This is a genomic window from Streptomyces sp. bgisy130 (assembly GCF_057708345.1).
The window spans coordinates 1-22,485 of sequence record NZ_JBYISA010000061.1; the positions used below are offsets into that span (position 1 = coordinate 1).

Genomic DNA, 22,485 nt, shown 5'->3' on the forward strand with positions numbered 1-22,485 from the left:
CCCCCCCCCCCCCCCCCCCCCCCCCCCCCCCCCCCCCCCCCCCCCGACCCTGCTGCGACTGGCCGAAGCGGGTGCGGTGGTGATCGGCTCGGACTCGAACCCCGAGCGGCTGGCGGAGGCCGTGGACGCGGCGCGCTACGCCCACGGCGGCGCCACGGTGATAGGGGACACCGTTGACCTCCTCGACCTGGACCAGGCCCGTGAATGGGCGGCCCGTACGGAGAAGGAATTCGGCCGGATCGACGGCCTGGTGCACCTGGTCGGCGGCTGGCGCGGCTCGTCGACCTTCGCGGAGACCGACCTGACCGACTGGGACATGCTGCACAAGCTGCTGGTCCGCACCGTCCAGCACACCTCCCTCGCCTTCTACGAGGCCCTGGAGCGCAGCGGCAACGGCCGTTTTCTCCTCACCAGCGCGGCCGGCGCCAGCAAGCCCACCGGGGGCAATGCCGCCTATGCCGCCTCCAAGGCCGCGGCCGAGGCCTGGACGCTGGCCATGGCGGACGGCTTCCGCAAGGCGGGGGGTGAGCAGGGGCCGCGCGCCGCTGCTGCCATCCTGATCGTGAAGGCGCTCGTCAACGACCAGATGCGCGCCGAGCGACCGAACGCGAAGTTCGCGGGCTTCACGGACGTCACGGAGCTGGCCGAGGCCATCGCCGGCGTCTGGAGCCGGCCCGCCCAGGAAGTGAATGGACAGCGTCTGTGGCTGACCCCCGAGCCGTGACCGGAGCGAAGACCGACGCCCGGCAGCACCACGATCCGGAGATACGCGGCTTCGCCAGCGACAACTACGCGGGCGCGCATCCCGAGGTGCTCGCCGCGCTCGCCCTTGCCAACGGCGGCCATCAGGTCGCCTATGGCGAGGACGACTACACCGCGCACCTCCAGCGGGTCTTCCGCAGCCACTTCGGGCAGCGCGCCGAGGCGTTCCCGGTGTTCAACGGCACCGGCGCCAATGTCGTCGCCCTCCAGGCCGTGACCGACCGCTGGGGCGCGGTGATCGCCGCCGAGTCCGCGCACATCCACGTGGACGAGTGCGGTGCGCCCGAGCGGGTCGGCGGGCTCAAGCTGCTGACCGTGCCGACCGAGGACGGCAAGCTCACCCCTGAGCTGATCGACCGGCAGGCATGGGGCTGGGACGACGAGCACCGGGCCATGCCGCAGGTCGTCTCGATCGCCCAGAGCACCGAGCTCGGCACGGTCTACACGCCGGACGAGATCCGGGCGATCTGCGAACACGCCCATGAGCGCGGCATGGTGGTGCATCTGGACGGCTCGCGGATAGCCAACGCCGCGGCGACGCTGGATGTCCCGATGCGGGCCTTCACCAACGCCGTGGGCGTCGACATCCTCTCCTTCGGCGGCACGAAGAACGGTGCGGTCTTCGGTGAGGCGGTGGTCGTGCTCAACCCCGACCGGGTGCGGGCGATGAAGCATCTGCGGAAGCTGTCCATGCAGCTGGCCTCCAAGATGCGCTTCGTCTCCGTCCAGTTGGAGGCGCTGCTGGCCAAGGACCTGTGGCTGCGCAATGCCCGGCACGCCAACACCATGGCGCAGCGGCTGGCGGCCGGGGTGCGGGAGATCGGCGGGGTGGAGATCCTCTACCCCGTGCAGTCCAACGGGGTGTTCGCCCGGTTGCCGCACGATGTCAGCGAGCGGCTCCAGAAGCGCTACCGCTTCTACTTCTGGGACGAGGCGGACGGTGTCGTGCGCTGGATGTGCGCCTTCGACACCGCGGTGGAGGACGTCGACGGCTTCCTCGCCGCCCTCCGCGAGGAGATGGGCCGCTAGCCCACTCTGTCACTCTGCATGGCTATGCGCCCGGCCGAAAAGTCATTGACTCTCGGCCGGGCGCATCGCTACGCTCCCCGGGCATGGAGCTGATCCAGGACACCCCGGAAATCTCTGCCTACTTGGCCGCCGACGAGGCCATCGACCACGAGCACCCACGCGTCCGGGCCATCGCGGCGACCCTCTCCGCCGACGCCCCCGATGCATACACATACGCCAAGGCCGCCTTCGCCTTCGTCCGCGACACCATTCCGCACAGCTTCGACGCCGGCGACGAGCGAAGCGAGATGGGGGTCCCCCCGGCCGGAGGCTGGGGGAACGTCACCTGGCGCGCCTCGGACGTCCTCGCGCGGCGCACCGGCATCTGTTACGCCAAGGCGCATGCCCTCGCGGCCCTGCTGCGAGCCGAGGGGATCCCCGCCGCGCTGTGCTACCAGAAATTCGAGGTCGTCCACGGTCTGGTGGCCGTCCGGGTGCCCGGTGAGGAGCGCTGGGTGCGGCAGGACCCGCGGGGAAACAAGCCCGGTGTCGACGCGCAGTTCCGCCTCGATCGCGAGCAGCTCGCCTTCACCGTGCGACCGGAGTTCAATGAAGTGGACTACCCGGTGCTATTTGCTGAACCGCATCCGGCCGTGCTCCAATGCCTCCGGGAGGCCGTCGACCGGCCTCACCTCTGGCGAACGCTCCCCACCGATCTCTGAGGAACGGCCCTGATGCCCAGCTCTTCGCAGGTCTCTGATCTCACCTGCGCCCTGCATGTCTCCGACGAGGTGCGCGCCCTGGCGCCCGGCTTCGGCTGTCTCGCCGTGGAAGCCCACGGCCTGACCAATGGGCCCAGCGACGAGGCCGGCGCGGCGCTCCTGGACGACGCCACCCGCCGGCTGGCCGCGCGCCTCGACGGGCGTGCCCCGCAGGACGATCCGCATATCGCCGCCTGGCGCGCGGCGTACACCGCTTTCGGCAGCAAGCCGTCCCGCACCCGCAACTCCGCCGAGGCGCTGGCCAGGCGCGCGCTCGCGGACGGCGGCCTGCCGCGCATCAACCGCCTCGTCGACCTCTACAACGCCATCAGCGTCGCCCATCTCATCCCCGTGGGCGGCGAGGACCTGGACCGTATCCAGGGCGGTATGCGGCTCGTACGGGCCACCGGCGAGGAGCCGTTCGTGACCGCGGCCGGGGGTGCCGAGGTGATCGAGTACCCCGACGCGGGCGAGGTGGTCTGGTGCGATGACGAGGGCGTCACCTGCCGCCGCTGGAACTGGCGACAGGGCGTCCGTACCCGTCTCACCGAGGACTCGGTCAGCGCCCTCTTCCTGCTGGAGCGGATGGCCCCCATGACGCCGGCCGCGCTGGCGGCCGCGGGCGCCGAGCTGGCCGAGGCGCTGCACCGGGCCTGCCCGGACGCCCGGATCGAGATCGGTGAGATCTGGTCCCCGTGATCCGGGCCGTGCGGACCGGCCACGCCGTCACCGGAAGGGACCGCGGCCGGTCCGCTGACGTCGCGGCCGGCCGCCGGGGCGGTTAGGCGAGGCTGCCGGGCGCCGCGGGGGCGGTGCCGCCCAGATGGGCCGGGATCCACCAGGTGTCCTCGGGGCCCTTGGGGCGCACCGGGTAGGCGCGCTGGGCCGCCTCCAGCAGATCCTGCACCCGGGTCCGCAGCCGGTCGGTGATCTTCTCGGCCTGCTCGGCCGGGTCGGCCTCCATCGGCTCGCCCACCCGGATCGTTATCGGGAAGTGGTTACGGCCCAGGTCGCGCTTGTGGCCCTTGGTCCACAGCCGCTGGGTGCCCCACAGCGCGACCGGCAGCAGCGGCACCCCGGCCTCCTGGGCCAGCCGCGCCGCACCCGACTTGAAGTTCTTCAGGGTGAAGCTCTCGGAGATCGTCGCCTCGGGGAAGACCCCGATGATTTCCCCCGAACGCAGTGCGGTCAGCGCGTGCTTGTAGGCGTGCATCCCCTGTCCGCGGTCCACGGGGATGTGCTTCATCGCGCGCATCAGCGGTCCCGACACCTTGTGCCGGAAGACCGACTCCTTCGCCATGAAGCGCACCAGCCGCTTGGCCGGCCGTGCCGTCAGCCCGGCGAAGACGAAGTCCAGGTACCCGATGTGATTGCTCACCAGAACCGCCCCGCCGCGGCGCGGAATGTGATCCGTCCCGGCGATGTCGAATTTCAGATCGAGCGCCTTGAAGAGCGTGCGGGCGGCGCCGATCACCGGCGGATAGACGAGCTCTGCCATTGTCCGGAGGACCCCTTTTCCACGCCTGGGGAGGGTTCTCCCGGCGGAAACCTACGCAGTCGTAACTGCGGCTTTCGGGAGATCGTGCCCGATGTCGGCCGCGGCGGCCAGCGCGCCGGCCGCCCGGACCGGGAGATTCTTGTCACGTGGCGGCCGTCCAACCGTCCGTTCTCCGCAGCAGAAGGTACATCTCGCACCCCGGACCGGAGGCGCCCCCGGGAATCTTTGCGGTCTCATGGATGCTGCATCCGTCGATGACGGGACTCAGGGTGTGCCCTCGCGGCGCTCGCGGCAGCGAGTGTCTTCGGCGAGTGACACCGACGCAGCAAAGGGGAGGCTGACGGTGCGGGAGCGGGACGGGACGGCACGGCTGGGCGCTGACGAGATCGGGGCGGCGCTGGGGGAGCGGGCCACCCTGCTTCAGTTCTCCAGCGCCTTCTGCCAGCCCTGCCGGGCCACCCGGCGCACCCTCTCCGAGGTCGCCGGCATGGTCGACGGTGTGGCCCATGTCGAGATCGACGCGGAGGATCATCTGGAGCTCGTACGGCAGCTCGATGTCCTGGCCACCCCGACGGTGCTGGTGCTCGACGCGGACGGCGCGGTCGTGCGCCGCGCCTCCGGACAGCCCCGGAAGGCGGATGTGATCGCGGCCCTCGGCGCGGCCGTCCGTGATTGATCTCCCAGATGACGGGCTCCCCTTGACGCTGTGGGTCACGAATCGTCACTCTGACGTGATGCGGCCAGGACCCCTTCTCTACGGACGCGCCCACGTCGACCTTCTGCGGACTGCCAGCGCCCGCTGTCCGGGCATGTGAGCAGCGACGACACCACTGCCGCCGACCGCCGCCCGGCCGTCGGCGGCCCCGCCCGGGCTCGTACTCGACAGCAGAAGGACAACTCCATGACGGCCCTGCCCGGCCTCGGTACGCCTCAGACCGCCTCTCCCGAGCTCCTGCGCTCGGTCTTCCGGCAGCACGCCGCCGGCGTCGCGGTGATCACCGCGCCCGGCTCCCGTCCCGCGGGCTTCACCGCCACCTCCCTCACCTCGGTCGCCGTCGACCCGCCGCTGCTCTCGTTCGGCGTGGGCACCGGCTCGTCCAGCTGGCCGGCCGTCTCGGCGGCCGAGCACATCGGCGTCCACATACTCGGCGAGCATCAGCAGGAGCTGGCGGCCACCTTCGCGCGCAGCGGTGCCGACCGCTTCGGCCCCGCCACCTCCTGGCGCACCGGCCCCGAGGGCGTGCCCCTCCTGGACGGCGTCCTCGCCTGGCTGGTGTGCAAGGTCGAGGCGCGGGTGCCGGCCGGCGACCACTGCCTCGTGCTCGCCCGGCCCGTCGTCGGTGACCCGGCCGGGCCCGGCCGTCCGCTCCTGTATCACCAGGGCCGGTTCAACGCGCTGCGCGACTGACGGTCCGTCGCCGGAACCCGACACGCGCGGGTTCCCGCGGGGCTTCCTCTTCCTCCGTTCAGGGCCGTTGGCAAGGTCACATTTCGACGGCCTTGATTCGGGGCACAAGACTGGATGTACTGGCGAGTAATATGACGGTCGGCGTGGGGAACCGGATCCGACCGGGAGCCGCCCCAACAGGCGCCTATGCTGCCAGCACAAGGCAGTTCTGAAGAGACGAAGCAGGTAGGAGAGTCGGCGTGAGCTTGAGGATCGTTGTCTGTGTGAAGTACGTGCCTGACGCCACCGGCGACCGGCACTTCGCCGAGGACCTGACCGTCGACCGTGACGATGTGGACGGTCTGCTCTCGGAGCTCGACGAGTACGCCGTCGAGCAGGCCCTCCAGATCAAGGAAGCGGCCGACGAGGCGGAGATCACGGTCCTCACCGTCGGTCCCGAGGACGCCAACGACGCGCTGCGCAAGGCGCTGTCGATGGGCGCCGACAAGGCAGTCCACGTCGAGGACGACGACCTGCACGGCACCGACGCGCTCGGTACCTCCCTCGTACTCGCCAAGGCCATCGAGAAGACCGGCTACGACCTCGTCGTCTGCGGTATGGCCTCCACCGACGGCACGATGGGTGTGCTGCCCGCGCTGCTCGCCGAGCGCCTGAACATCCCTCAGGTCACCCAGCTCTCCGAGGTCTCCGTCGCTGACGGCAAGGTCACCGGCCGCCGGGACGGCGACACCGCCAGCGAGCAGCTGGAGGCCGCGCTGCCGGCCGTCGTGTCCGTCACCGACCAGTCGGGCGAGGCGCGTTACCCCTCCTTCAAGGGCATCATGGCCGCCAAGAAGAAGCCGGTGGAGTCCCTGGACCTGGAGGACCTGGAGATCGAGGCGGACGAGGTCGGCCTCGAGGGCGCCTGGACCAAGGTCGAGGACGCCGCCGAGCGTCCGGCCCGTACGGCGGGCACGATCGTCAAGGACGAGGGCGAGGGCGGCAAGCAGCTCGCCGAGTTCCTCGTGGGCCAGAAGTTCATCTGAGGGTTGGTGGCGCGGGCCGGTTGCAACACGACCCGCGCCCGGTGGATTGCCTTCGCAGGAGAGCAATCCCGTGACTCCGCCCTAAGGGGCTTCTCGCTAGGCCGAGACGGCCTCACGACGGACAAGCCCTGCCCGATGCCGAACGGCATGAGCGGAGCGTAGCAGTCAACGTGTCTTTCCCCGACCGAAGTTCGGGGTTCTCGCCCAGGAGTAGTAATGGCTGAAGTTCTTGTCTACGTCGACCACGTGGACGGTGCCGTCCGCAAGCCCACCCTCGAACTGCTCACCCTCGCCCGCCGCATCGGTGAGCCGGTAGCGGTGCACCTCGGCCCGCACGCCGACGAGGCCGCCAAGGTCCTCGCCGAGCACGGCGCGGTCAAGGTCCTGGCCGCCGACGCCCCGGAGTTCGCGGACTACCTCGTCGCCCCCAAGGTCGACGCGCTCCAGGCCGCCTACGACGCGGTCTCCCCGGCCGCCGTGCTGCTGCCGTCCTCCGCGGAGGGCAAGGAGATCGGTGCCCGCCTCGCGGTCCGCATCGGCTCCGGCATCATCACCGACGCCGTCGACCTGGAGGCCGGCGACGAGGGCCCGGTGGCCACGCAGTCCGTCTTCGCGGCCTCGTACACCACCAAGTCCCGTATCACCAAGGGCACCCCGGTCATCACCGTCAAGCCCAACTCTGCCACCCCGGAGGCCGCGCCGGCCGCCGGCACGGTCGAGCAGCTCGCGGTGACCGTCGCCGACTCGTCCAAGGGCACCAAGATCGTCTCGCGCACCCCGCGTGAGTCGACCGGCCGCCCGGAGCTGACCGAGGCCGCGATCGTGGTCTCCGGTGGCCGTGGCGTCAACGGCGCCGAGAACTTCCCGGTCATCGAGGCGCTCGCCGACTCGCTCGGTGCGGCCGTCGGCGCCTCGCGTGCCGCCGTGGACGCCGGCTGGTACCCGCACACCAACCAGGTCGGCCAGACCGGTAAGTCGGTCTCGCCGCAGCTGTACATCGCGGCGGGCATCTCCGGTGCGATCCAGCACCGCGCCGGTATGCAGACCTCGAAGACGATCGTCGCCATCAACAAGGACGAAGAGGCCCCCATCTTCGACCTGGTCGACTACGGCGTGGTCGGCGACCTCTTCGACGTCGTCCCGGCCCTCACCGACGAGGTCAAGACCCGCAAGGGCTGATCTCGTCCAGGTGCCGGCCCCCTCGGCACAGCACGAGGCCCCGTACGCGCGCCGCGTACGGGGCCTCGTGCGTCCGCGGCGGCAGGGCCGCGGGAGGGGGCTAGCTGCCGGTCACGCCGTCGAGCTGCTCGCGGAGCAGGTCCGCATGGCCGTTGTGCCGCGCGTACTCCTCGATCATGTGGACGTAGATCCAGCGCAGGCTGAGCGTGCCCCGGCGGGTTTCGAAGGTCTCGTCCAGCCCGCTGTCCGCCACGGCCTTGTCGCAGACCTCGACCTCGGCGCGGAAAGCCGTGAAAGCCGCCTCGGCGGTGGCCGGATCGAGGTCGTCGAAATCGGCGTCGGGGTTGGCTTCGGTGAAGTAGATGTCGCCGATCGGCTCGCCGAGGAAGCGCTTGCGGAACCAGCTTCGTTCGACATCCGTCATGTGGCGGACGAGGCCGAGCAGGGTCAGGGTGGACGGTGCGCTGGTCGCCTGCGTCAGCTGCTCGCCGGTGAGGCCGGTGCATTTGGTGAGCAGGGTGTCGCGGTGGAAGTCGAGCCAGCCCTGAAGCATTTCCCGTTCACCGGCCACGGTGGGGAGTTCTCGGCGCTCGACAGTGGGTGCGGTCCAAGTCATGCGGGGAGTCTGGCGGGACCGGCGCGATGGCGCCACGGAGTTTCCGGTCGGCGGCCGCACGCCGGTGACCTGCGCCGCTCCTGGCGGGGGGTGTTGACCTCGCCGAACGACCCGGATAACTTCGCTATACGGATTGTTGATTCCGTTAGGCGGAATGCGCTCGATGGTCGGGCCGAGCACCGGGAGGGGCAGCGAATGGGGCAGCAGGAGACCGTGGCGACGAGCCTCGCGGACACCGTACGTGAGGGCATCGGCGCCGCTCTCGCCCAGGTGGACGCGGATCTGGCGCGGCGCTACCCGGGCGACCCCGGCACCCGTCAGCCGGTCCACACGGTCTACGTCCCCGGCGACGCCTTCGCCGCCGACACCCTGCGCTCCTGGGGCGACCAGGCGCTCGCCGCCCTCGACGCGCACGCCCCCGACGCCGGGGCGCTCGCCGCCGTCCTCGGCCTTCCCGACACCCTCGCCGAGGAGGTGCATGACCGGGTCCGCGCCAAGCTGGTCCGTGAGCCCATCGAGGATCTGCGGATCGACTTCGAGGACGGCTACGGCCCCCGCCCGGACGCCGAGGAGGACGCGGCCGCCGCCCGCGCCGCCGCCCTGGTCGCCGCCGCGTACGAGAACAAGACCGCGGCCCCGTACATGGGCATCCGGATGAAGTGCATGGAGGCCGCCGTCCGCGACCGCGGTATCCGCACCCTCGACATCTTTCTCACCGGCCTGATGGTGGCCGGCGGTCTGCCCGACGGACTGGTCCTCACGCTCCCCAAGGTGACCTACGCCGAGCAGGTCACCGCCATGGTGCGGCTGCTGGAGGCCTTCGAGCGGACGCACGGCCTGGAGAGCGGCCGGATCGGCTTCGAGATCCAGATCGAGACCACCCAGTCGATCCTGGGCGCCGACGGCCGGGCCACCGTCGCCCGCATGATCGAGGCGGCCGAGGGCCGTGCCACCTCCCTGCACTACGGCACCTTCGACTACAGCGCCTCCTGTGGCGTCAGCGCCGCCCATCAGTCCCTCGACCACCCGGTGGCCGACCACGCCAAGGCCGTGATGCAGGTCGCGGCGGCCGGCACCGGCGTACGGCTCTCCGACGGCTCGACCAATGTCCTCCCCGTCGGCCCGACCGACCGGGTCCACGCGGCCTGGCGGCTCCATCACGGCCTCGTGAGCCGCTCGTTGGCCCGCGCCTACTACCAGGGCTGGGACATGCACCCGGCCCATCTGCCCACCCGCTACGCCGCGGTCTACGCCTTCTACCGCGGCGGCCTGGAGCAGGCCGCGGCCCGGCTCGCGGCGTATGTCGCCAAGGCCGGCGGCGATGTCATGGACGAGCCCGCCACCGCCAAGGCGCTCAGCGGCTATCTGCTGCGCGGACTGGACTGCGGCGCCGTGGACACCGCCGAGGTCGCCCGGCTGACCGGGCTGACCCGCGCCGACCTGGACGCCCTCGCGGGCCGCCCGGAAGCGACGGAGGGCTGAGGGCGACGGTCGAAATGCGGCACAACCCCGCGTGCGCATAGGGGAGTTGGCTGCCTCCCCTGCTTACGGGCCCGTCAGGCCCGACGAGGCTCCCGCCGATCCGGCGGGGGCCTTGTGCGTCAGTCCGCGGCCGGTCCGAGGTCGTCGAGGTGGGCGCGCAGGACCGTGGCGCAGGTCCGGTCGTCGAGCACCTCGGGCCGTAGTACGGCGGTGAAGGCGAGGCCGTCCAGGAGGGACGTCAGTCGCTCGGTCTCGGTGTCGACGTGGAGCCCCGGCCGCAGCCCGCCCGCCGAGTCGAGGCGGGCGAGGATGCGGCGCACCAGGGTCCGGGTGGCGACGGCGGTCTCGTGGGCGAGGCCGTCCAGTGCGGGATCGGTCCGGGCGGCCGTGGAGAAGTCGACGAGGACGGTGACCTCGGCGCGCCGGCGGTCGTCCAGGGGCAGCAGCTCGGACAGCAACTCCACCGCGAACCGGCGGACCTGGGACCCGGAGAGTCCGTCCAGTTCACCGAATTCGTCGATCCGGCGCTGGAGCCGGTCGCCGACCCGGTCGACCATCGACCGCATCGCAAAGCGGATCAGCTCTTCCTGGCCGGCGAAGTAGTGCCGTACCGAACCGATGTTGAGCCGCGCCTCGTCGGCGACGGCGCGCAGCGAGGCGCGCTGGAGGCCGTCGCGTACGGCCACGCGGAAGAGGGCGTCGACGACCTCGCGGCGCCGGGCCTCGCGGTCCACCTGTTTGGGCATGAGCCCTTTCTATCACGGCTGTGATAAATTGTTTTCTATCACGCCTGTGATACAAAAAACGAGAGGTGCTCATGGAACAGGTCCTGAACCTTCTTCTCCTTCGATTCGGCCTGCTCGTCGGCGGTGTGGTGGTGCTGGCGCTGCTGGTCTTCGCGGTGGCGGTGGTGCTCCGGCGCCGGGGGAGGCTGGATGACGTGCGGCGGTATGCGGCGCCCGCCGCACGGGCCGTGTGCCGCCGCCTGGAAGCCCGGGGCGCCACGCGGGGCCGCGGTGCCTCCCGGAGCGGCGGTTCCCTGGCCGGTGCGGCGTTCCGGGCCGCCGCCCGTCACCTGGACGACGACGGGCGCGGGCAGCGGGAGCGGGGTGCGGGCCGGTGACGGGCAAGGAGCCGCTCCACACCCTCGCCCGGGGCGGCGACGGCCTGTTCCACCATCTGCTGGTCGACCAGGCGCTCAAGGTCGCCATCGTGCTCGGCGCGCTGCTCGTGCTGGCGCTGGGCATGGCGCTCATCTGGAAGAAGGCCGGCCGCGCCGGGCCCCGGCGCGACGACCGGTGACGCCGGGTCCGCGGCGGTCCCCGGGGGCGCGGCGGACCCGGGGTGTCCGGCGGGGAGGTCAGCTCTCCGCGGGGGGGATCTCGCCCGAGCCGCGGGGGATCAGCCGGGTGGGTATCTCCATCCGGCGGGGGGCGTCATCGGCGCCGTCGAGCCGGCGGAAGAGCAGCTTCGCCGCCGTACGGCCGAGTCGTGCCGCGTCCTGGGCGACGACGGTGATGGCGGGGTTGACCAGATCGGCCAGTTCGAAGTCGTCGAAGCCGACGAGGGCGACCGGGCGCGGGTGGTCGGCGAGCACCCGGACCGCCGTGACCGTGACGCGGTTGTTGCCCGCGAAGAGCGCGGTCACCGGCTGCGGGCCGCCGAGCATGGCGGTGGCGGCGGACCGCACCCGCTCCGGCGCGGTCGGGCCGAGGGAGACCCAGGACTCGTCAACGGGCAGGCCGGCGGCGGCCATTGCCGTGCGGTAGCCGCGCAGCCGCTCGTGGGCGGTGTGGATCCGGGGCTGGTCGCCGATGAAGCCGATCCGCCGGTGGCCGTGCGCGATGAGATGGGCCACCGCGTCCTGGGCGCCGCCGAAGCTGTCGGAGAGGACGACATCGGCGTCGATGCGTCCGGCCGGGCGGTCGACGAAGACGGTGGCTATCCCCGCCGCGATCTCCGGTGCCAGATACCGGTGGTCGTCCGCGGCCGGGATGATGACCAGGCCGTCCACCCGCCGGGCGCACAGGGCCAGCACCAACTCCTGCTCGCGGGCCGGGTCCTCGGCGCTGGAGCCGTTGATCAGCAGTGCGCCGTGGCTGCGGGCGACCTCCTCGACGGCGCGGTTGAGCGGGCCGTAGAAGGGGTCGGCGAGATCCTCCAGGACCAGGCCGATGCTGGCGGTGCGTCCCTTGCGCAGGATCCGGGCGGAGTCGTTACGGCGGAATCCGAGGGCCGTGATGGCCTCCTGGACGCGGCGTTCGGTGTCCGGCGTGACGCCTGGTTCGCCGTTGACCACCCGGGAGACCGTCTTGAGGCCGACCCCCGCGCGCGCTGCGACATCCTTCATCGTGGGCCGGGTGCCATAGCGGCGGGACGTGCCCCGCGCGGTGTCGCTCACGGTGTGCGGTCCTGATTCTGTCGGCATCGGCGTGTGGCGTCGAGCATAGCCTCTAGACAACGTTGTCAATCACGGGAAGACTGGCGTTCTCACGCCGGGCCGGTACGCTCGGCCCCCGGGCCCCACCAGGAGATTCCACACCGATGCAGACGGACCTCAGCGCAGCCTTGGACATCGGCGGCACCAAGATCGCCGGCGCTCTGGTGGACCCCCGCGGGAGACTGCTCGTACGGGCCGCCCGGCCCACCCCCGCCGACAAGGACGCGGCGACGGTGATGCGCGCGGTGGCCGAGGTGCTCGGCGAGCTGGCGGCGGGACCGGACTGGGCGCGGGTGGCGGCCGTCGGAATCGGCAGCGCGGGCCCGGTGGACGCCGCCACCGGCACCGTCAGCCCGGTCAACATCCCCGGCTGGCGCGACTTCCCGCTCGTCGCCGGGGTGCGGGCACTGGTCGGGGAGCTTCCCGTCGTCCTGGTCGGTGACGGCGTCGCGATGACCGCGGCCGAGCACTGGCAGGGCGCCGCACGGGGCCACGCCAACGCCCTGTGCATGGTGGTGTCCACCGGAGTCGGCGGCGGCCTCGTCCTCAACGGCCGGCTGCACCCGGGACCCACGGGAAACGCCGGGCACATCGGCCACATCAGCGTCGATGTCGACGGGGACCCCTGCCCGTGCGGGTCCCGCGGCTGTGTCGAGCGGATCGCCAGCGGCCCCAACATCGCCCGGCGGGCGCTGGCCCACGGCTGGCAGCCGGGCCCCGACGGTGACACCAGCGCGGCCGGTGTGGCCGCCGCCGCACACGCCGGTGACCCGGTCGCGCTGCGTTCTTTCGAGCGAGCGGCCCGGGCGCTGGCCGCCGGGATCGCCGCCACCGCCACGCTCGTCGAGATCGATATCGCGGTCATCGGCGGCGGGGTCGCGGGCGCGGGGGAGGTCCTCTTCCGCCCGTTGCGGGCCGCTCTGCGGGACTATGCGACGCTGTCGTTCGTGTCGGGCCTGACGGTCGTACCCGCTCAAATGGGCACGGACGCCGGGGTGGTGGGCGCCGCGGCCGCCGCACAACAGTCCCGCCTCGATGCCTTCGTCCCCACGCCCTGACGTCACCACAGGCCCCCGTGCGCCCCTTAGTGTGTTGCCCATCGCGGCGTGGCCACCGTGACGCACACGGTGGCCGGCGGAAGCACGGGTATCGAGGGGATCGGCGACGGTGACAGCGGGGGAGCGTGCGCAGGACGGGGCGGACGGGGAGCCTGGGGCGAGCGGTGTGAGCGGCCCCGGTGAGCGGGCCGGCGCCTCGCCACGGGGTGCCGACGGCGGGGCGGGTGACGGCGGGGCAGGTCAGGGCGCGCCCGGCGCCGCCGAGAGCGGGCCGCGGCGCGGTGGTGACGCGGATCTGACCGGGCGGCTGCTGGGCGGCCGTTACCGCGTGACCGGCCGGATCGGACGCGGTGGCATGGGCGTGGTCTGCCGCGCCGTCGACGAGGTACTGGGCCGCGAGGTCGCCGTCAAGGTCCTGCGCGCCTACACCGATGCCTCCGCTCCGGAACTGGCCGATCTGCGCACCCGGATGCAGCGCGAGGCGCGGGCCGCGGCCCGTATCCGGCACTCCGGTGTGATCACCGTCCATGACGTCATCGACGAGGACGGCCGGCCGGTCATCGTCATGGAGCTGGTGGACGGCCCGTCGCTGGACGATGTGCTGGAACAGCACGGCACCCTCGACCCGCGGGAGATCGCCCGGATCGGCGCCCAGGTGATGGATGCCCTGGACGCCGCCCACCAGGTGGGCGTGCTGCACCGCGATGTGAAGCCCGGCAATGTGCTGCTGGACAACTGGGGCCGGCGCACGGGCCGTTCAGGCAACGGGGGAGGGCGGGTGGTGCTCACCGATTTCGGCATCGCCAGCATCGAGGCCCCGGGCGACGGCGCGACCACCCACCTCACCCGCAGCGGCGAACTGGTCGGCTCGCTCGACTACTTGCCGCCCGAGCGGGCGCAGGGCCAGGACCCCACCCCGGCCTCGGACATCTGGTCGCTGGGGATGACGCTGTATGCGGCGGTGGAGGGCGGCGGTGCGCCGTTCCGCCGTACGTCGGTGTGGTCGACGCTCACCGCGATCGTCACGGAGTCGCTCCCCGAGCCCCGGCGGGCCGGCCCGCTCACCCCGGTACTGCATGCCCTGATGGCCAAGAACCCGGCCGACCGGCCCTCCGCCGCCCGGGCCCGGGAGCTGCTGGCGGCGGTGGCCGAGGGCCGCGAGCCCACGCCGCCGCCGGGGCCCGGGGCGCCGCATCCGCCGACGGTGACCGATGTCCGGGCGGCCGCCGTGCCGTCCGCGGAGGGGGAGGGTGGCCCGACGGTGGGCGGGGGCGGGCCGCCGACCGAGCCCACGCCGACGCCGCCGCCGCCGGCGCTGCCACCGACACCGACACCGACGCCGCCCGCCGCACCCGCCGGGCCCTCCGCGCCTCCCTCGGCGGCCACCGGCCCGTACCCGGCGGGCTCCGGCGAGCGGGACACCGCACGGGTGGCCGGCCGGGGACGGCGTCGGGTGCTCCCGGCCGTGGCGGCGGTGCTCGCCGTGCTCGCGGCCGGTGGTGGGCTGACGTACGCCCTGGTCGGCGACGGGTCGAGCGACACGGTCGCGGATCGCGGGCGGCCGTCGGTCCGGCCGGCCGGGACGCCGGGCGGGCCGGACGCCCGGGACACCGCCGAGGGCAAGGCCGGCGGGGAAGACGGCAAGGGCAAGGGCAACGGCGAGGGCAAGGGCGGCGGGAAGACCGCGTCGCCGTCCACGTCGGACCGGCCCTCGGACGGTGCCGGGTCCAAGGACACCAAGCCCGGTGGTGCGGGCGGGAGTCCGGGCGGGCAGGACGGCGGCTCGGGGGAGAGCCAGGGTGGCACCGACGGTGGTGGCGGCGCGGACGGTGGCCAGGGCGGGGCGTCCGGGGGGACCGGCGGCGACGGTGGCGGCGAGGCGCCGACGCAGGGGCCGTCGTGTGAGCCTATCGGCGGCGGTAAGGCCAACTGCGAGGTATGGCGCGGCGCGCACTCGTACACCGCGTCCTTCGAGCAGGTCGGCACCCTCGGCATGGGCACCAACTACTTCTACTGCCAGGCGAAGCTGGGCCGCCGGGAGACGTACGGGAAGTGGACGAACGTCTGGTGGGCCAAGACCGATGACGACAGCGGCAATTCCGGTGTCTACATCAGCGTCGTCTACCTCAAGGGCGGGGCGAACGACCAGCCGGTCCCGGGGCTGCCCACCTGCTGACAGCCCGGGGACGCGACCCGGCTGCCGGGCGGACCTGCGAGGCCCGCCCGGCAGCACCTGCCTCTCAGCAGCTGAACGTGGCGTCCGCCCAGTCGGCATGGTCGTAGTCGATACCGTCCCCGCCGTCGGTCACGACCAGCCGGACGGCCTGCGCACCGGCGACCGGGGCGCTGACGGCCCGGGCGGGATCCGCACCGGTCACCCCGGCGGTCCGGGCGACCCGCTTGCCGTCGGCCCACACCTCGAAGTCCACCGAGCCACGGTCGCCCACCTCGTCGTCGAGGCCGGCCCGGGCGCTGAACGCGGAGCACCGCCCGCCCGTGTAGAAGCTCACCTCGCTGGCGGCGTGTACCCCGAGGCCCTTCGCGAAGCCGGTGCCGCCGATGCTGAGCGGCCGACCGTCCCCGGCCCCGTCTTCCCCGACGCTGGTGTTCTTCTCCACCGGGCCCCAGCCGTTGGTGGCGGTGAGCCAGGGCAGTGCGGCGGCGTCCGCGGTCCCGGACGGCGGGGGCACCACGACATGGGCCGTCCCGGGCAGGGTGGTGGTGCTCCGCTCGCCGCGCGGTGAGCGGTAGTCGGCCGTGAGCGGCAGGGCGTAGGCACCGGGCGCGGTGCCGGCCGGTGCGGTGATCCGCCAGCTGGTGCGGAGCGTACGCCCGCCGGGCAGGGCGCGGGCCGACGCGGGCGAGGTGGCCTGGACCCGCCAGCCCCGCGGGGCCTTGAGCGTCACGGTGAGGTGCGTGGCGGGGGTGCCGCCCAGGTTGCGGACGGTGGAGCGGAGTCCGGCGGCGGTGCCGGCCTCGACCAGGGGCGTACGGTCGGTGCCGGTCTCGACGGCCGGCGGGTAGGTGGCCCAGCGCGGGTCGGCGGAGACCCGGTAGACGGTGGTGCCGTGCGCCGGGACGGTCGCGGAGACGGTGCCGGTGGTGTGGGTGTCCCGGTGCTGCCACAGATCGCGCAGCCGGTAGCCGTCGGCCCGCGGCAGACCGATGTCCTTGGCCGTGGTGGAGATCCGCTGCGGCTGACCGGTCTCATTGAACAGCGCCACCGCACGGTCCCCGTTGGCCAGTTCGCGGACCACCGTCCAGCGGCCGTCCTCGGACTTCAGCACGGTGGCCTGCTTGCCCAGGGTGTCCTGGTCGATGGCGATGAGGTCCTTGTTGGCCAGGATCTCGAACGTCTCCGGGGTCGCCTTGCGCAGATCGGACCCGATCAGCAGCGGGGCGGCCATCATCGACCACAGGGAGAAGTGGCTGCGGTACTCGGTGTCCGTCATCCCGCCGTTGCCGACCTCCAGCATGTCCGGGTCGTTCCAGTGCCCGGGCCCGGCGTGTGCGGCGAGCGGCAGATTCTGCTTCGCGATGGCGAGCATGCTCGACCACGAGTCACTGATGTCGCCGGTGGTGCGCCACAGATGTCCTACGTCCGACGCCCACTCCCAGGGCTTGTTCTCGCCCCATTCGCAGATGCTGTAGACGATGGGCCGTCCGGTGGCCTTGAGCGCGTCCCGCATGGTGCGGTACCGCTGCTGGGCGTCCACACCCAGGTTGTTGCAGTTGTCGTACTTGAGGTAGTCCACGCCCCAGTCGGCGAACTGCTGGGCGTCGGACTTCTCGTGGCCCAGGCCGCCGGGGAAGCCGGCCGGGTTGCAGGTTTTGATCCCGGCGCTCGTGTAGATGCCGAATTTCAGGCCCTTGGCGTGGACGTAGTCGGCGACCGCCTTGATGCCGTGCGGGAAGCGCTGCGGATCCGGTACGAGCTTGCCGTTCGCGTCGCGGGTGGGCAGCGCCCAGCAGTCGTCGAGATTGACGTACTGGTAGCCGGCGTCCTTGAGGCCCTTGGTGACGAAGAGGTCGGCGATGCCCTTGACCATCTCTTCGTTGAACTCCGCCCGGCAGTGCGTGGAGTTCCAGTTGTTGAAGCCCATCGGGGGCGTCTTGGCGAGCCCGCCGGGAAGCCGGGGGGCCGGCGCGGTCCCGGTCGTACGGGCGGTGGCGGCGGCGCCGGGGGCCGGGGCGTCGGGTGTCCGGGCCGCGGCGGGCAGGGCGGTCACCCCTGCCGTGCACAGCAGCGCGGCGGACAGCGCTCCGACGATTCTTCGGCGTCCTCGCCGGTGGATGGTGCCGATATGAACGCGCATGCTTCGCGTCCTCCGTCTTCACGAGAGGTGTGGTGGGGGCACGTACCGGTCACTGGCGAGTGTTTACGGTAGGGCTTGTTGGAGTCTGTTGGAAGAGGAGCGGTAACGGTTCCTGCTCCGCCTGCCAAAACCCTTGACGCGCGGTGCCGTTCGGAGTGAGATCCCACCACTCGCGTTCGTTTCTGTTTGGTTCCACCCCTGAGGAGGGGGATATGGCCCCGTCAACGTTCAGCGGCTCGACTGCGCATGGGGAAGCGGCAGGACGTCCGATGTCCCGCCGGACACTGCTGAGGAGCGCGGCGCTCGGCGCGGGGGCGGTGGCCCTCCCGTCCGTGCTCGCCGCCTGTAGCAGCGGCCCCGGCGGCGTCACGATGGGGTCCAACGCCTCGGACCCCGTGCCGAAGAGGGCCTTCGCCGCGGCCTTCAAGGCGTACGAGAAGAAGTCCAAGAAGACGGTGCGGGTCAATACCGTCAATCACGAGAACTTCCAGGAGAACATCAACCGCTATCTCCAGGGCACCCCGGACGATGTCTTCATGTGGTTCGCCGGCAACCGTATGCAGTACTTCGCACAGAAGGGTCTGCTCTCCGATATCAGCGACCTGTGGCGGGACTTCGACGGTTTTTCCGAGGCGCTGAAGAAGCAGTCGACGGGCCTGGACGGCAAGCAGTATCTGGTGCCGTACTACTACTATCCGTGGGCCGTCTTCCACCGGAAGAGCGTGTTCCGGGAGCGGGGATACGAGATCCCCAAGACCTTCGACCAGTACCGGGCGCTCGCCAAACAGATGCAGAAGGACGGCCTGGTGCCGTTCGCCTTCGGCGACAAGGACGGCTGGCCGGCGATGGGCACCTTCGACTACCTCAATATGCGCGCCAACGGCTACGACTTCCATATCGCGCTGCTGCGCGGCGAGAAATCCTGGAACAGTCCGCAGGTGAAGCAGGTATTCGACCTGTGGCGCGGTCTGCTGCCCTATCACCAGAAGGGCGCCAACGGCCGTACGTGGCAGGAGGCCGCACAGGCCCTCGCGCAGAAGAAGGCCGGTATGACCGTGCTCGGACTGCCGCACCCCGGCCAGCAGTTCAGCGCCGCCGACCGGGAGGACCTGGACTTCTTCCCCTTCCCGGAGATCGACCCGGCCCATGGCCAGGACGCGGTCGAGGCGCCGATCGACGGATTTCTGATGTCGAAGAAGGCCAAGGACCGGGACGGGGCGAAAGATCTGCTGAAGTTCCTCGCCACGCCTCGGGCGGAGGACAGCTACCTCAAGTCCGACCCCAACAACGTCGCGGTCAACAGCGGCGCCGACACCGCCGCCTACACCCCGCTCCAGAAGAAGGCCGTCCAACTCGTCTCGGGAGCCCGGCAGATATCGCAGTTCCTGGACCGCGATACCCGTCCCGATTTCGCCTCGACCGTGATGATTCAGGCGATCCAGCAGTTCCTCAACAAGCCGGATGACATCGACGGACTGGTGAACGACATCGAACGCCAGAAGAAGCAGATCTTCTCCGCGACGTGACGCGCCACCGAACGGCCACCGTGAAAGACGGGGAGCGAACCGCCGTGCCGAACCTCCGCGCGCGGCGCGCCCGGCGGCCGGGGCCGCGCCGGTACACCCGCCGCGACCGCCTGGTCCTGGGCGTGCTGCTGGGCCTGCCGATCCTGCTCGACCTCGCCCTGATCTGGGGCCCGACCTTCGCCTCGGTCGGACTGTCCTTCACCAGCTGGGACGGTATCGGTGATATCCGATGGGCCGGCCTCAGCAATTACGACCACCTCTTCACCGGCTATCCGCAGTTCTGGCCGGCGGTCCGCCACAACCTGCTGTGGCTGGCCTTCCTGGGGCTGCTCGCCGCCCCCTTCGGCCTGCTGCTCGCCGTCCTCATCGACCGCGGCGTCCGCTTCAGCCGCTTCTACCAGTCGACGCTCTATATGCCGGTGGTGCTCTCGCTCGCCGTCGTCGGCTTTATCGCCCAGCTGATCCTCTCCCGGGACCAGGGCGCACTGAACGCGGTCCTCGGCGGCGGAAATCCCACCGACTGGCTGGGAGATCCCGGACTCAATATCTGGATGGTGCTGCTGGCCGCCTGCTGGCGGCACACCGGCTATGTCATGATCCTCTATCTCGCCGGACTGAAATCCGTGGACCCCGGCCTCAAAGAGGCCGCCGCCCTCGACGGCGCCAGTGAACGCCAGACATTCTTCCGGGTCGTCCTTCCCACCCTGCGCCCGGTGAACGTCATCGTCGGCGTCATCACCGTTATTGAATCGCTGCGCGCCTTCGACATCGTCTACGCCGTCAACAAGGGCCGCAACGGCCTGGAGCTGCTGTCCGTGCTCGTCACCGACAACATCATCGGCGAGGCGAGCCGCATCGGATTCGGCTCGGCCCTCGCCGTCGTCCTGCTGCTGGTCTCCCTGGGATTCATCGTGACCTATCTCGTCCAGGAACTCCGAGGGGAGCGCCGGAGATGACCGCCACCGCCACCACCGCGCCGCCCACCCCACGGCCGGAACCCGCGGCCCCGGCACCGGCGCGCCGCCGCGGCCGGTTCGGCGTCCACCTCTTTCTGGGCGCCGTCTCGCTCGCCTTCCTCGCGCCGCTGCTGCTGGCCGTCTATGCCTCACTGCGCCCCTACGAAGAGACCGCGCAATACGGCTATTTCTCCTTCCCGCGCCATCTCTCCTTCGACTACTACCGTCAGGCGTTCGTCGACTCCGGGATGAGCAAGTATTTCCTCAACTCGCTGCTCATCGCCGTCCCCGGTGTGCTGCTCACGCTTTTCCTGGCCTCGTTCGTGGCCTTCGCCGTGTCCCGGCTGCGGATGCGCGGCGGCATCATTCTGCTGATGGTCTTCACCGCCGGGAACCTGCTGCCCCAACAGGTGATCGTCACCCCGCTCTATGTCCTGTTCAACAAGATTCCGCTGCCCTACTGGATGTCCGACTCCCTGACGATGTACGACTCCCTCTGGGCCGTCATCGCCGTACAGACCGCTTTCCAGCTCGGCTTCTGTGTCTTCGTCCTGGCCAATTTCATGCGCACCCTCCCACAGGAAATCCTGGAGGCCGCGATCGTCGACGGAGCCGGCGTCTGGACACAGTTCTGGCGGGTCACCCTGCCGCTGTGCCGCCCCGCGCTCGCCGCCCTCGGCACCCTGCAATTCACCTGGATGTACAACGATTTCCTCTGGGGCCTGGTCTTCCTCTCCGACGGCGACAAACTCCCGGTCACCTCGGCCCTCAACAATTTGCGCGGTGAATTCTTCACGGACTACAACCTGCTGGCCGCGGGCTCCGTCCTCGTCGCGCTGCCCACGGTCCTGGTCTTCCTGCTCCTCCAGCGGCATTTCATCGCCGGTCTGACCCTCGGCGCGAGCAAGGGGTAGGCGGGAACCGTACGGCTCCGGCCGCCGGGCCCACGATGGGCCGCCGTCATATGCGGCGCCCCAGGGGCCGGCGGCGGTGCGAAAACCCGGTATCGGGTGGGGGTTTCGGTACAGGAGGGGCGGGGGAGCGCTTGTTTGCCGGGGGCTTCGCGGCGGCGGATACGGTGACCGGCATCCGCCGCACGCGGCATTTCTCGATCGGCACGTCCATGGGTGAGCGAAGTCCCCTGGCCGGGCCGATAGTCGAATGTGCAACGTTCCCGGTCGTGCGCGCGGCCCCTGGTTCCCGAGCGTTTCCGTGTCAGGGTGTTGCGGGCAACTCACCTGGGGTCTAGGGAAGAGGGGAAACCGTGATCGTCTGGCTGAACGGCACGTTCGGTGCGGGCAAGACCACTACGGCTCAAGAATTGCTCGACCTGCTTCCCGGAAGCACGCTCTATGACCCCGAACTCCTCGGCAGCGGCCTGCGGTTGATGCTGCCGGCCAAGCGGTTCGAGGAGATCGACGACTATCAGGACCTGCCGGCCTGGCGGCGCATGGTCGTGGACACCGCCGCCGCCCTGCTCACCGAGGTCCCCGGTCCGCTGGTGACGCCGATGACGCTGCTGCGCCAGGAGTACCGCGACGAGATCTTCGGCGCCCTCGCCGCCCGCCGGATACCCGTACGACATGTTCTGCTGCATAGCGAGGAAACGATCCTGCGGGCGCGGACAGCCCACCGCGAGGAGACCTCGGACGACGCCGGAACCCAGGCGTCGATCCGCCGGAGCCTGGAACACCTAGGGCCGTACGCCGCCGCACTGCCCTGGCTGCGCGGCGACGCCCACGTCGTCGACACCACCCGGCTCACGCCCCGGCAGGCCGCCGAACAAGTCGCCGAGGCCATACGCACCGGCGCCGGCGCCTGCGACATCGTGCAGACCCCCGAACCGACCGCCGAAACCCTCGCCGCCGGTGTCCTGCTCTTCGACGACCAGGACCGGGTCCTGCTCGTCGACCCCACCTACAAGGCCGGCTGGGAATTCCCCGGCGGCGTCGTCGAACGGGGCGAGGCCCCCGCCCAGGCCGGCGTACGCGAGGTGGCCGAAGAGCTGGGCATCGAACTCCCCCGCGCCCTCCGCCTGTTGGTACTCGACTGGGAAGCTCCCCACCCACCCGCCTTCGGCGGCCTCCGCCTCCTCTACGACGGCGGCACCCTCTCCCACGACCGCATCAGCAAGCTCCAGCTGCCCGGCGCGGAGCTGCGCGACTGGCGCTTTGTGACGGAGTCCGAGGCCGAGGAAATGCTGCCGCCGGTGCGGATGAATCGCCTTCGCTGGGCGCTTCGCGCCAGGGCGCGGGGGTGCCCGCTCTACCTTGAGGCGGGGGCGCCTCTGGGGTAGCCCCCACGTTTTCGGCTGTCCCGCCGTGGGTGTTGCTCGCCGTTTGGTGCCCGCTGGCGCGGCGCCCTCCGCTGCGCTTTGCCTCGGCCGACGTTTGTGGCTTGCTCGCCGTTGCGCCTGCGGCGGGCGGTGCCGCTGCGCGGGGCTGTCGGGT

General features: G+C 71.2%; 22 protein-coding genes. 17 read left to right on the plus strand and 5 right to left on the minus strand.

Going from position 1 to position 22,485, the window contains the following annotated elements:
- Positions 1 to 49: 49 nt before the first annotated feature.
- The 4 genes from AC3EUV_RS36385 to AC3EUV_RS36400 all read left to right on the plus strand — a co-directional run bounded on the left by AC3EUV_RS36385 (position 50) and on the right by AC3EUV_RS36400 (position 3,230).
- Entirely contained in the window at positions 50 to 724 is a 675-nt protein-coding gene (locus AC3EUV_RS36385; protein ID WP_432146921.1) for an SDR family NAD(P)-dependent oxidoreductase, read from the plus strand.
- On the plus strand, positions 703 to 1,791 hold the full coding sequence (locus AC3EUV_RS36390) for a threonine aldolase family protein (protein ID WP_435604758.1): 1,089 nt from the start codon (positions 703 to 705) through the stop codon (positions 1,789 to 1,791). Before AC3EUV_RS36385 ends, AC3EUV_RS36390 begins: the two co-directional genes overlap by 22 nt.
- A gap of 83 nt (positions 1,792 to 1,874) precedes the next feature.
- Positions 1,875 to 2,492 carry a transglutaminase domain-containing protein gene (locus tag AC3EUV_RS36395; protein ID WP_432146917.1) on the plus strand — a complete coding sequence of 206 codons (618 nt, stop codon included), beginning with the start codon at positions 1,875 to 1,877 and terminating at the stop codon, positions 2,490 to 2,492.
- A 12-nt stretch (positions 2,493 to 2,504) separates the two neighbouring features.
- Entirely contained in the window at positions 2,505 to 3,230 is a 726-nt protein-coding gene (locus tag AC3EUV_RS36400; protein WP_435604759.1) for a B3/B4 domain-containing protein, read from the plus strand.
- A gap of 82 nt (positions 3,231 to 3,312) precedes the next feature.
- On the opposite strand, the gene AC3EUV_RS36405 is transcribed toward AC3EUV_RS36400, so the two are convergent.
- Positions 3,313 to 4,029 (minus strand): lysophospholipid acyltransferase family protein, encoded by a 717-nt coding sequence (locus tag AC3EUV_RS36405; RefSeq protein ID WP_432146915.1) that lies wholly within the window; start codon positions 4,027 to 4,029, stop codon positions 3,313 to 3,315.
- 343 nt (positions 4,030 to 4,372) lie between these two features.
- On the opposite strand from AC3EUV_RS36405, the gene AC3EUV_RS36410 reads away from it, so the two are divergent.
- The 4 genes from AC3EUV_RS36410 (at position 4,373) to AC3EUV_RS36425 (ending at position 7,641) form a co-directional block, all read left to right on the plus strand.
- A complete protein-coding gene (locus tag AC3EUV_RS36410; RefSeq protein WP_432146914.1) occupies positions 4,373 to 4,705 on the plus strand; it encodes a TlpA family protein disulfide reductase in 333 nt (110 codons plus the stop codon).
- A 225-nt stretch (positions 4,706 to 4,930) separates the two neighbouring features.
- A complete protein-coding gene (locus AC3EUV_RS36415; protein ID WP_432146920.1) occupies positions 4,931 to 5,437 on the plus strand; it encodes a flavin reductase family protein in 507 nt (168 codons plus the stop codon).
- A 239-nt stretch (positions 5,438 to 5,676) separates the two neighbouring features.
- Positions 5,677 to 6,462 carry an electron transfer flavoprotein subunit beta/FixA family protein gene (locus AC3EUV_RS36420; RefSeq protein ID WP_432146913.1) on the plus strand — a complete coding sequence of 262 codons (786 nt, stop codon included), beginning with the start codon at positions 5,677 to 5,679 and terminating at the stop codon, positions 6,460 to 6,462.
- Positions 6,463 to 6,678: 216 nt separating this feature from the next.
- Entirely contained in the window at positions 6,679 to 7,641 is a 963-nt protein-coding gene (locus AC3EUV_RS36425; protein ID WP_435604760.1) for an electron transfer flavoprotein subunit alpha/FixB family protein, read from the plus strand.
- Between the two features lie 100 nt (positions 7,642 to 7,741).
- On the opposite strand, the gene AC3EUV_RS36430 is transcribed toward AC3EUV_RS36425, so the two are convergent.
- A complete protein-coding gene (locus tag AC3EUV_RS36430) occupies positions 7,742 to 8,257 on the minus strand; it encodes a DinB family protein (RefSeq protein WP_432146911.1) in 516 nt (171 codons plus the stop codon).
- Between the two features lie 195 nt (positions 8,258 to 8,452).
- Between AC3EUV_RS36430 and AC3EUV_RS36435 the strand changes: the two genes are divergently transcribed.
- Complete coding sequence (locus tag AC3EUV_RS36435; RefSeq protein WP_435604761.1) at positions 8,453 to 9,739, plus strand: DUF6986 family protein; 1,287 nt, start codon at positions 8,453 to 8,455, stop codon at positions 9,737 to 9,739.
- 119 nt (positions 9,740 to 9,858) lie between these two features.
- On the opposite strand, the gene AC3EUV_RS36440 is transcribed toward AC3EUV_RS36435, so the two are convergent.
- Complete coding sequence (locus AC3EUV_RS36440) at positions 9,859 to 10,485, minus strand: TetR/AcrR family transcriptional regulator (RefSeq protein WP_435604762.1); 627 nt, start codon at positions 10,483 to 10,485, stop codon at positions 9,859 to 9,861.
- A gap of 71 nt (positions 10,486 to 10,556) precedes the next feature.
- Between AC3EUV_RS36440 and AC3EUV_RS36445 the strand changes: the two genes are divergently transcribed.
- Together AC3EUV_RS36445 and AC3EUV_RS36450 are read left to right on the plus strand one after the other, a co-directional pair.
- The gene (locus AC3EUV_RS36445; RefSeq protein ID WP_435604763.1) at positions 10,557 to 10,862 is read left to right on the plus strand and encodes a hypothetical protein; all 306 of its coding nucleotides are present in this window, start codon (positions 10,557 to 10,559) and stop codon (positions 10,860 to 10,862) included.
- Entirely contained in the window at positions 10,859 to 11,041 is a 183-nt protein-coding gene (locus AC3EUV_RS36450) for a hypothetical protein (RefSeq protein WP_435604764.1), read from the plus strand. The genes AC3EUV_RS36445 and AC3EUV_RS36450 overlap by 4 nt, the downstream gene beginning before the upstream one ends.
- A 58-nt stretch (positions 11,042 to 11,099) precedes the next feature.
- On the opposite strand, the gene AC3EUV_RS36455 is transcribed toward AC3EUV_RS36450, so the two are convergent.
- Positions 11,100 to 12,140, minus strand: coding sequence for a LacI family DNA-binding transcriptional regulator (locus AC3EUV_RS36455; protein WP_435604765.1), 1,041 nt, complete (start codon positions 12,138 to 12,140; stop codon positions 11,100 to 11,102).
- A 143-nt stretch (positions 12,141 to 12,283) separates the two neighbouring features.
- Here AC3EUV_RS36455 and AC3EUV_RS36460 point away from each other — a divergent pair, with 143 nt between their 5' ends.
- Positions 12,284 to 13,237 carry an ROK family protein gene (locus tag AC3EUV_RS36460; protein ID WP_432146905.1) on the plus strand — a complete coding sequence of 318 codons (954 nt, stop codon included), beginning with the start codon at positions 12,284 to 12,286 and terminating at the stop codon, positions 13,235 to 13,237.
- A 295-nt stretch (positions 13,238 to 13,532) separates the two neighbouring features.
- Positions 13,533 to 15,413 (plus strand): serine/threonine-protein kinase, encoded by a 1,881-nt coding sequence (locus AC3EUV_RS36465; RefSeq protein ID WP_435604767.1) that lies wholly within the window; start codon positions 13,533 to 13,535, stop codon positions 15,411 to 15,413.
- Positions 15,414 to 15,477: 64 nt separating this feature from the next.
- On the opposite strand, the gene AC3EUV_RS36470 is transcribed toward AC3EUV_RS36465, so the two are convergent.
- Complete coding sequence (locus AC3EUV_RS36470) at positions 15,478 to 17,553, minus strand: NPCBM/NEW2 domain-containing protein (protein ID WP_435604766.1); 2,076 nt, start codon at positions 17,551 to 17,553, stop codon at positions 15,478 to 15,480.
- 269 nt (positions 17,554 to 17,822) lie between these two features.
- On the opposite strand from AC3EUV_RS36470, the gene AC3EUV_RS36475 reads away from it, so the two are divergent.
- The 4 genes from AC3EUV_RS36475 to AC3EUV_RS36490 all read left to right on the plus strand — a co-directional run bounded on the left by AC3EUV_RS36475 (position 17,823) and on the right by AC3EUV_RS36490 (position 22,331).
- Positions 17,823 to 19,079, plus strand: a complete 1,257-nt coding sequence (locus AC3EUV_RS36475) for an ABC transporter substrate-binding protein (protein WP_432146903.1) — start codon at positions 17,823 to 17,825, stop codon at positions 19,077 to 19,079.
- A 44-nt stretch (positions 19,080 to 19,123) separates the two neighbouring features.
- Positions 19,124 to 20,035, plus strand: coding sequence for a carbohydrate ABC transporter permease (locus AC3EUV_RS36480; RefSeq protein ID WP_432146902.1), 912 nt, complete (start codon positions 19,124 to 19,126; stop codon positions 20,033 to 20,035).
- A complete protein-coding gene (locus AC3EUV_RS36485) occupies positions 20,032 to 20,949 on the plus strand; it encodes a carbohydrate ABC transporter permease (RefSeq protein WP_432146901.1) in 918 nt (305 codons plus the stop codon). The genes AC3EUV_RS36480 and AC3EUV_RS36485 overlap by 4 nt, the downstream gene beginning before the upstream one ends.
- A gap of 350 nt (positions 20,950 to 21,299) precedes the next feature.
- On the plus strand, positions 21,300 to 22,331 hold the full coding sequence (locus AC3EUV_RS36490; protein WP_432146900.1) for an NUDIX hydrolase: 1,032 nt from the start codon (positions 21,300 to 21,302) through the stop codon (positions 22,329 to 22,331).
- Positions 22,332 to 22,485: the final 154 nt, after the last annotated feature.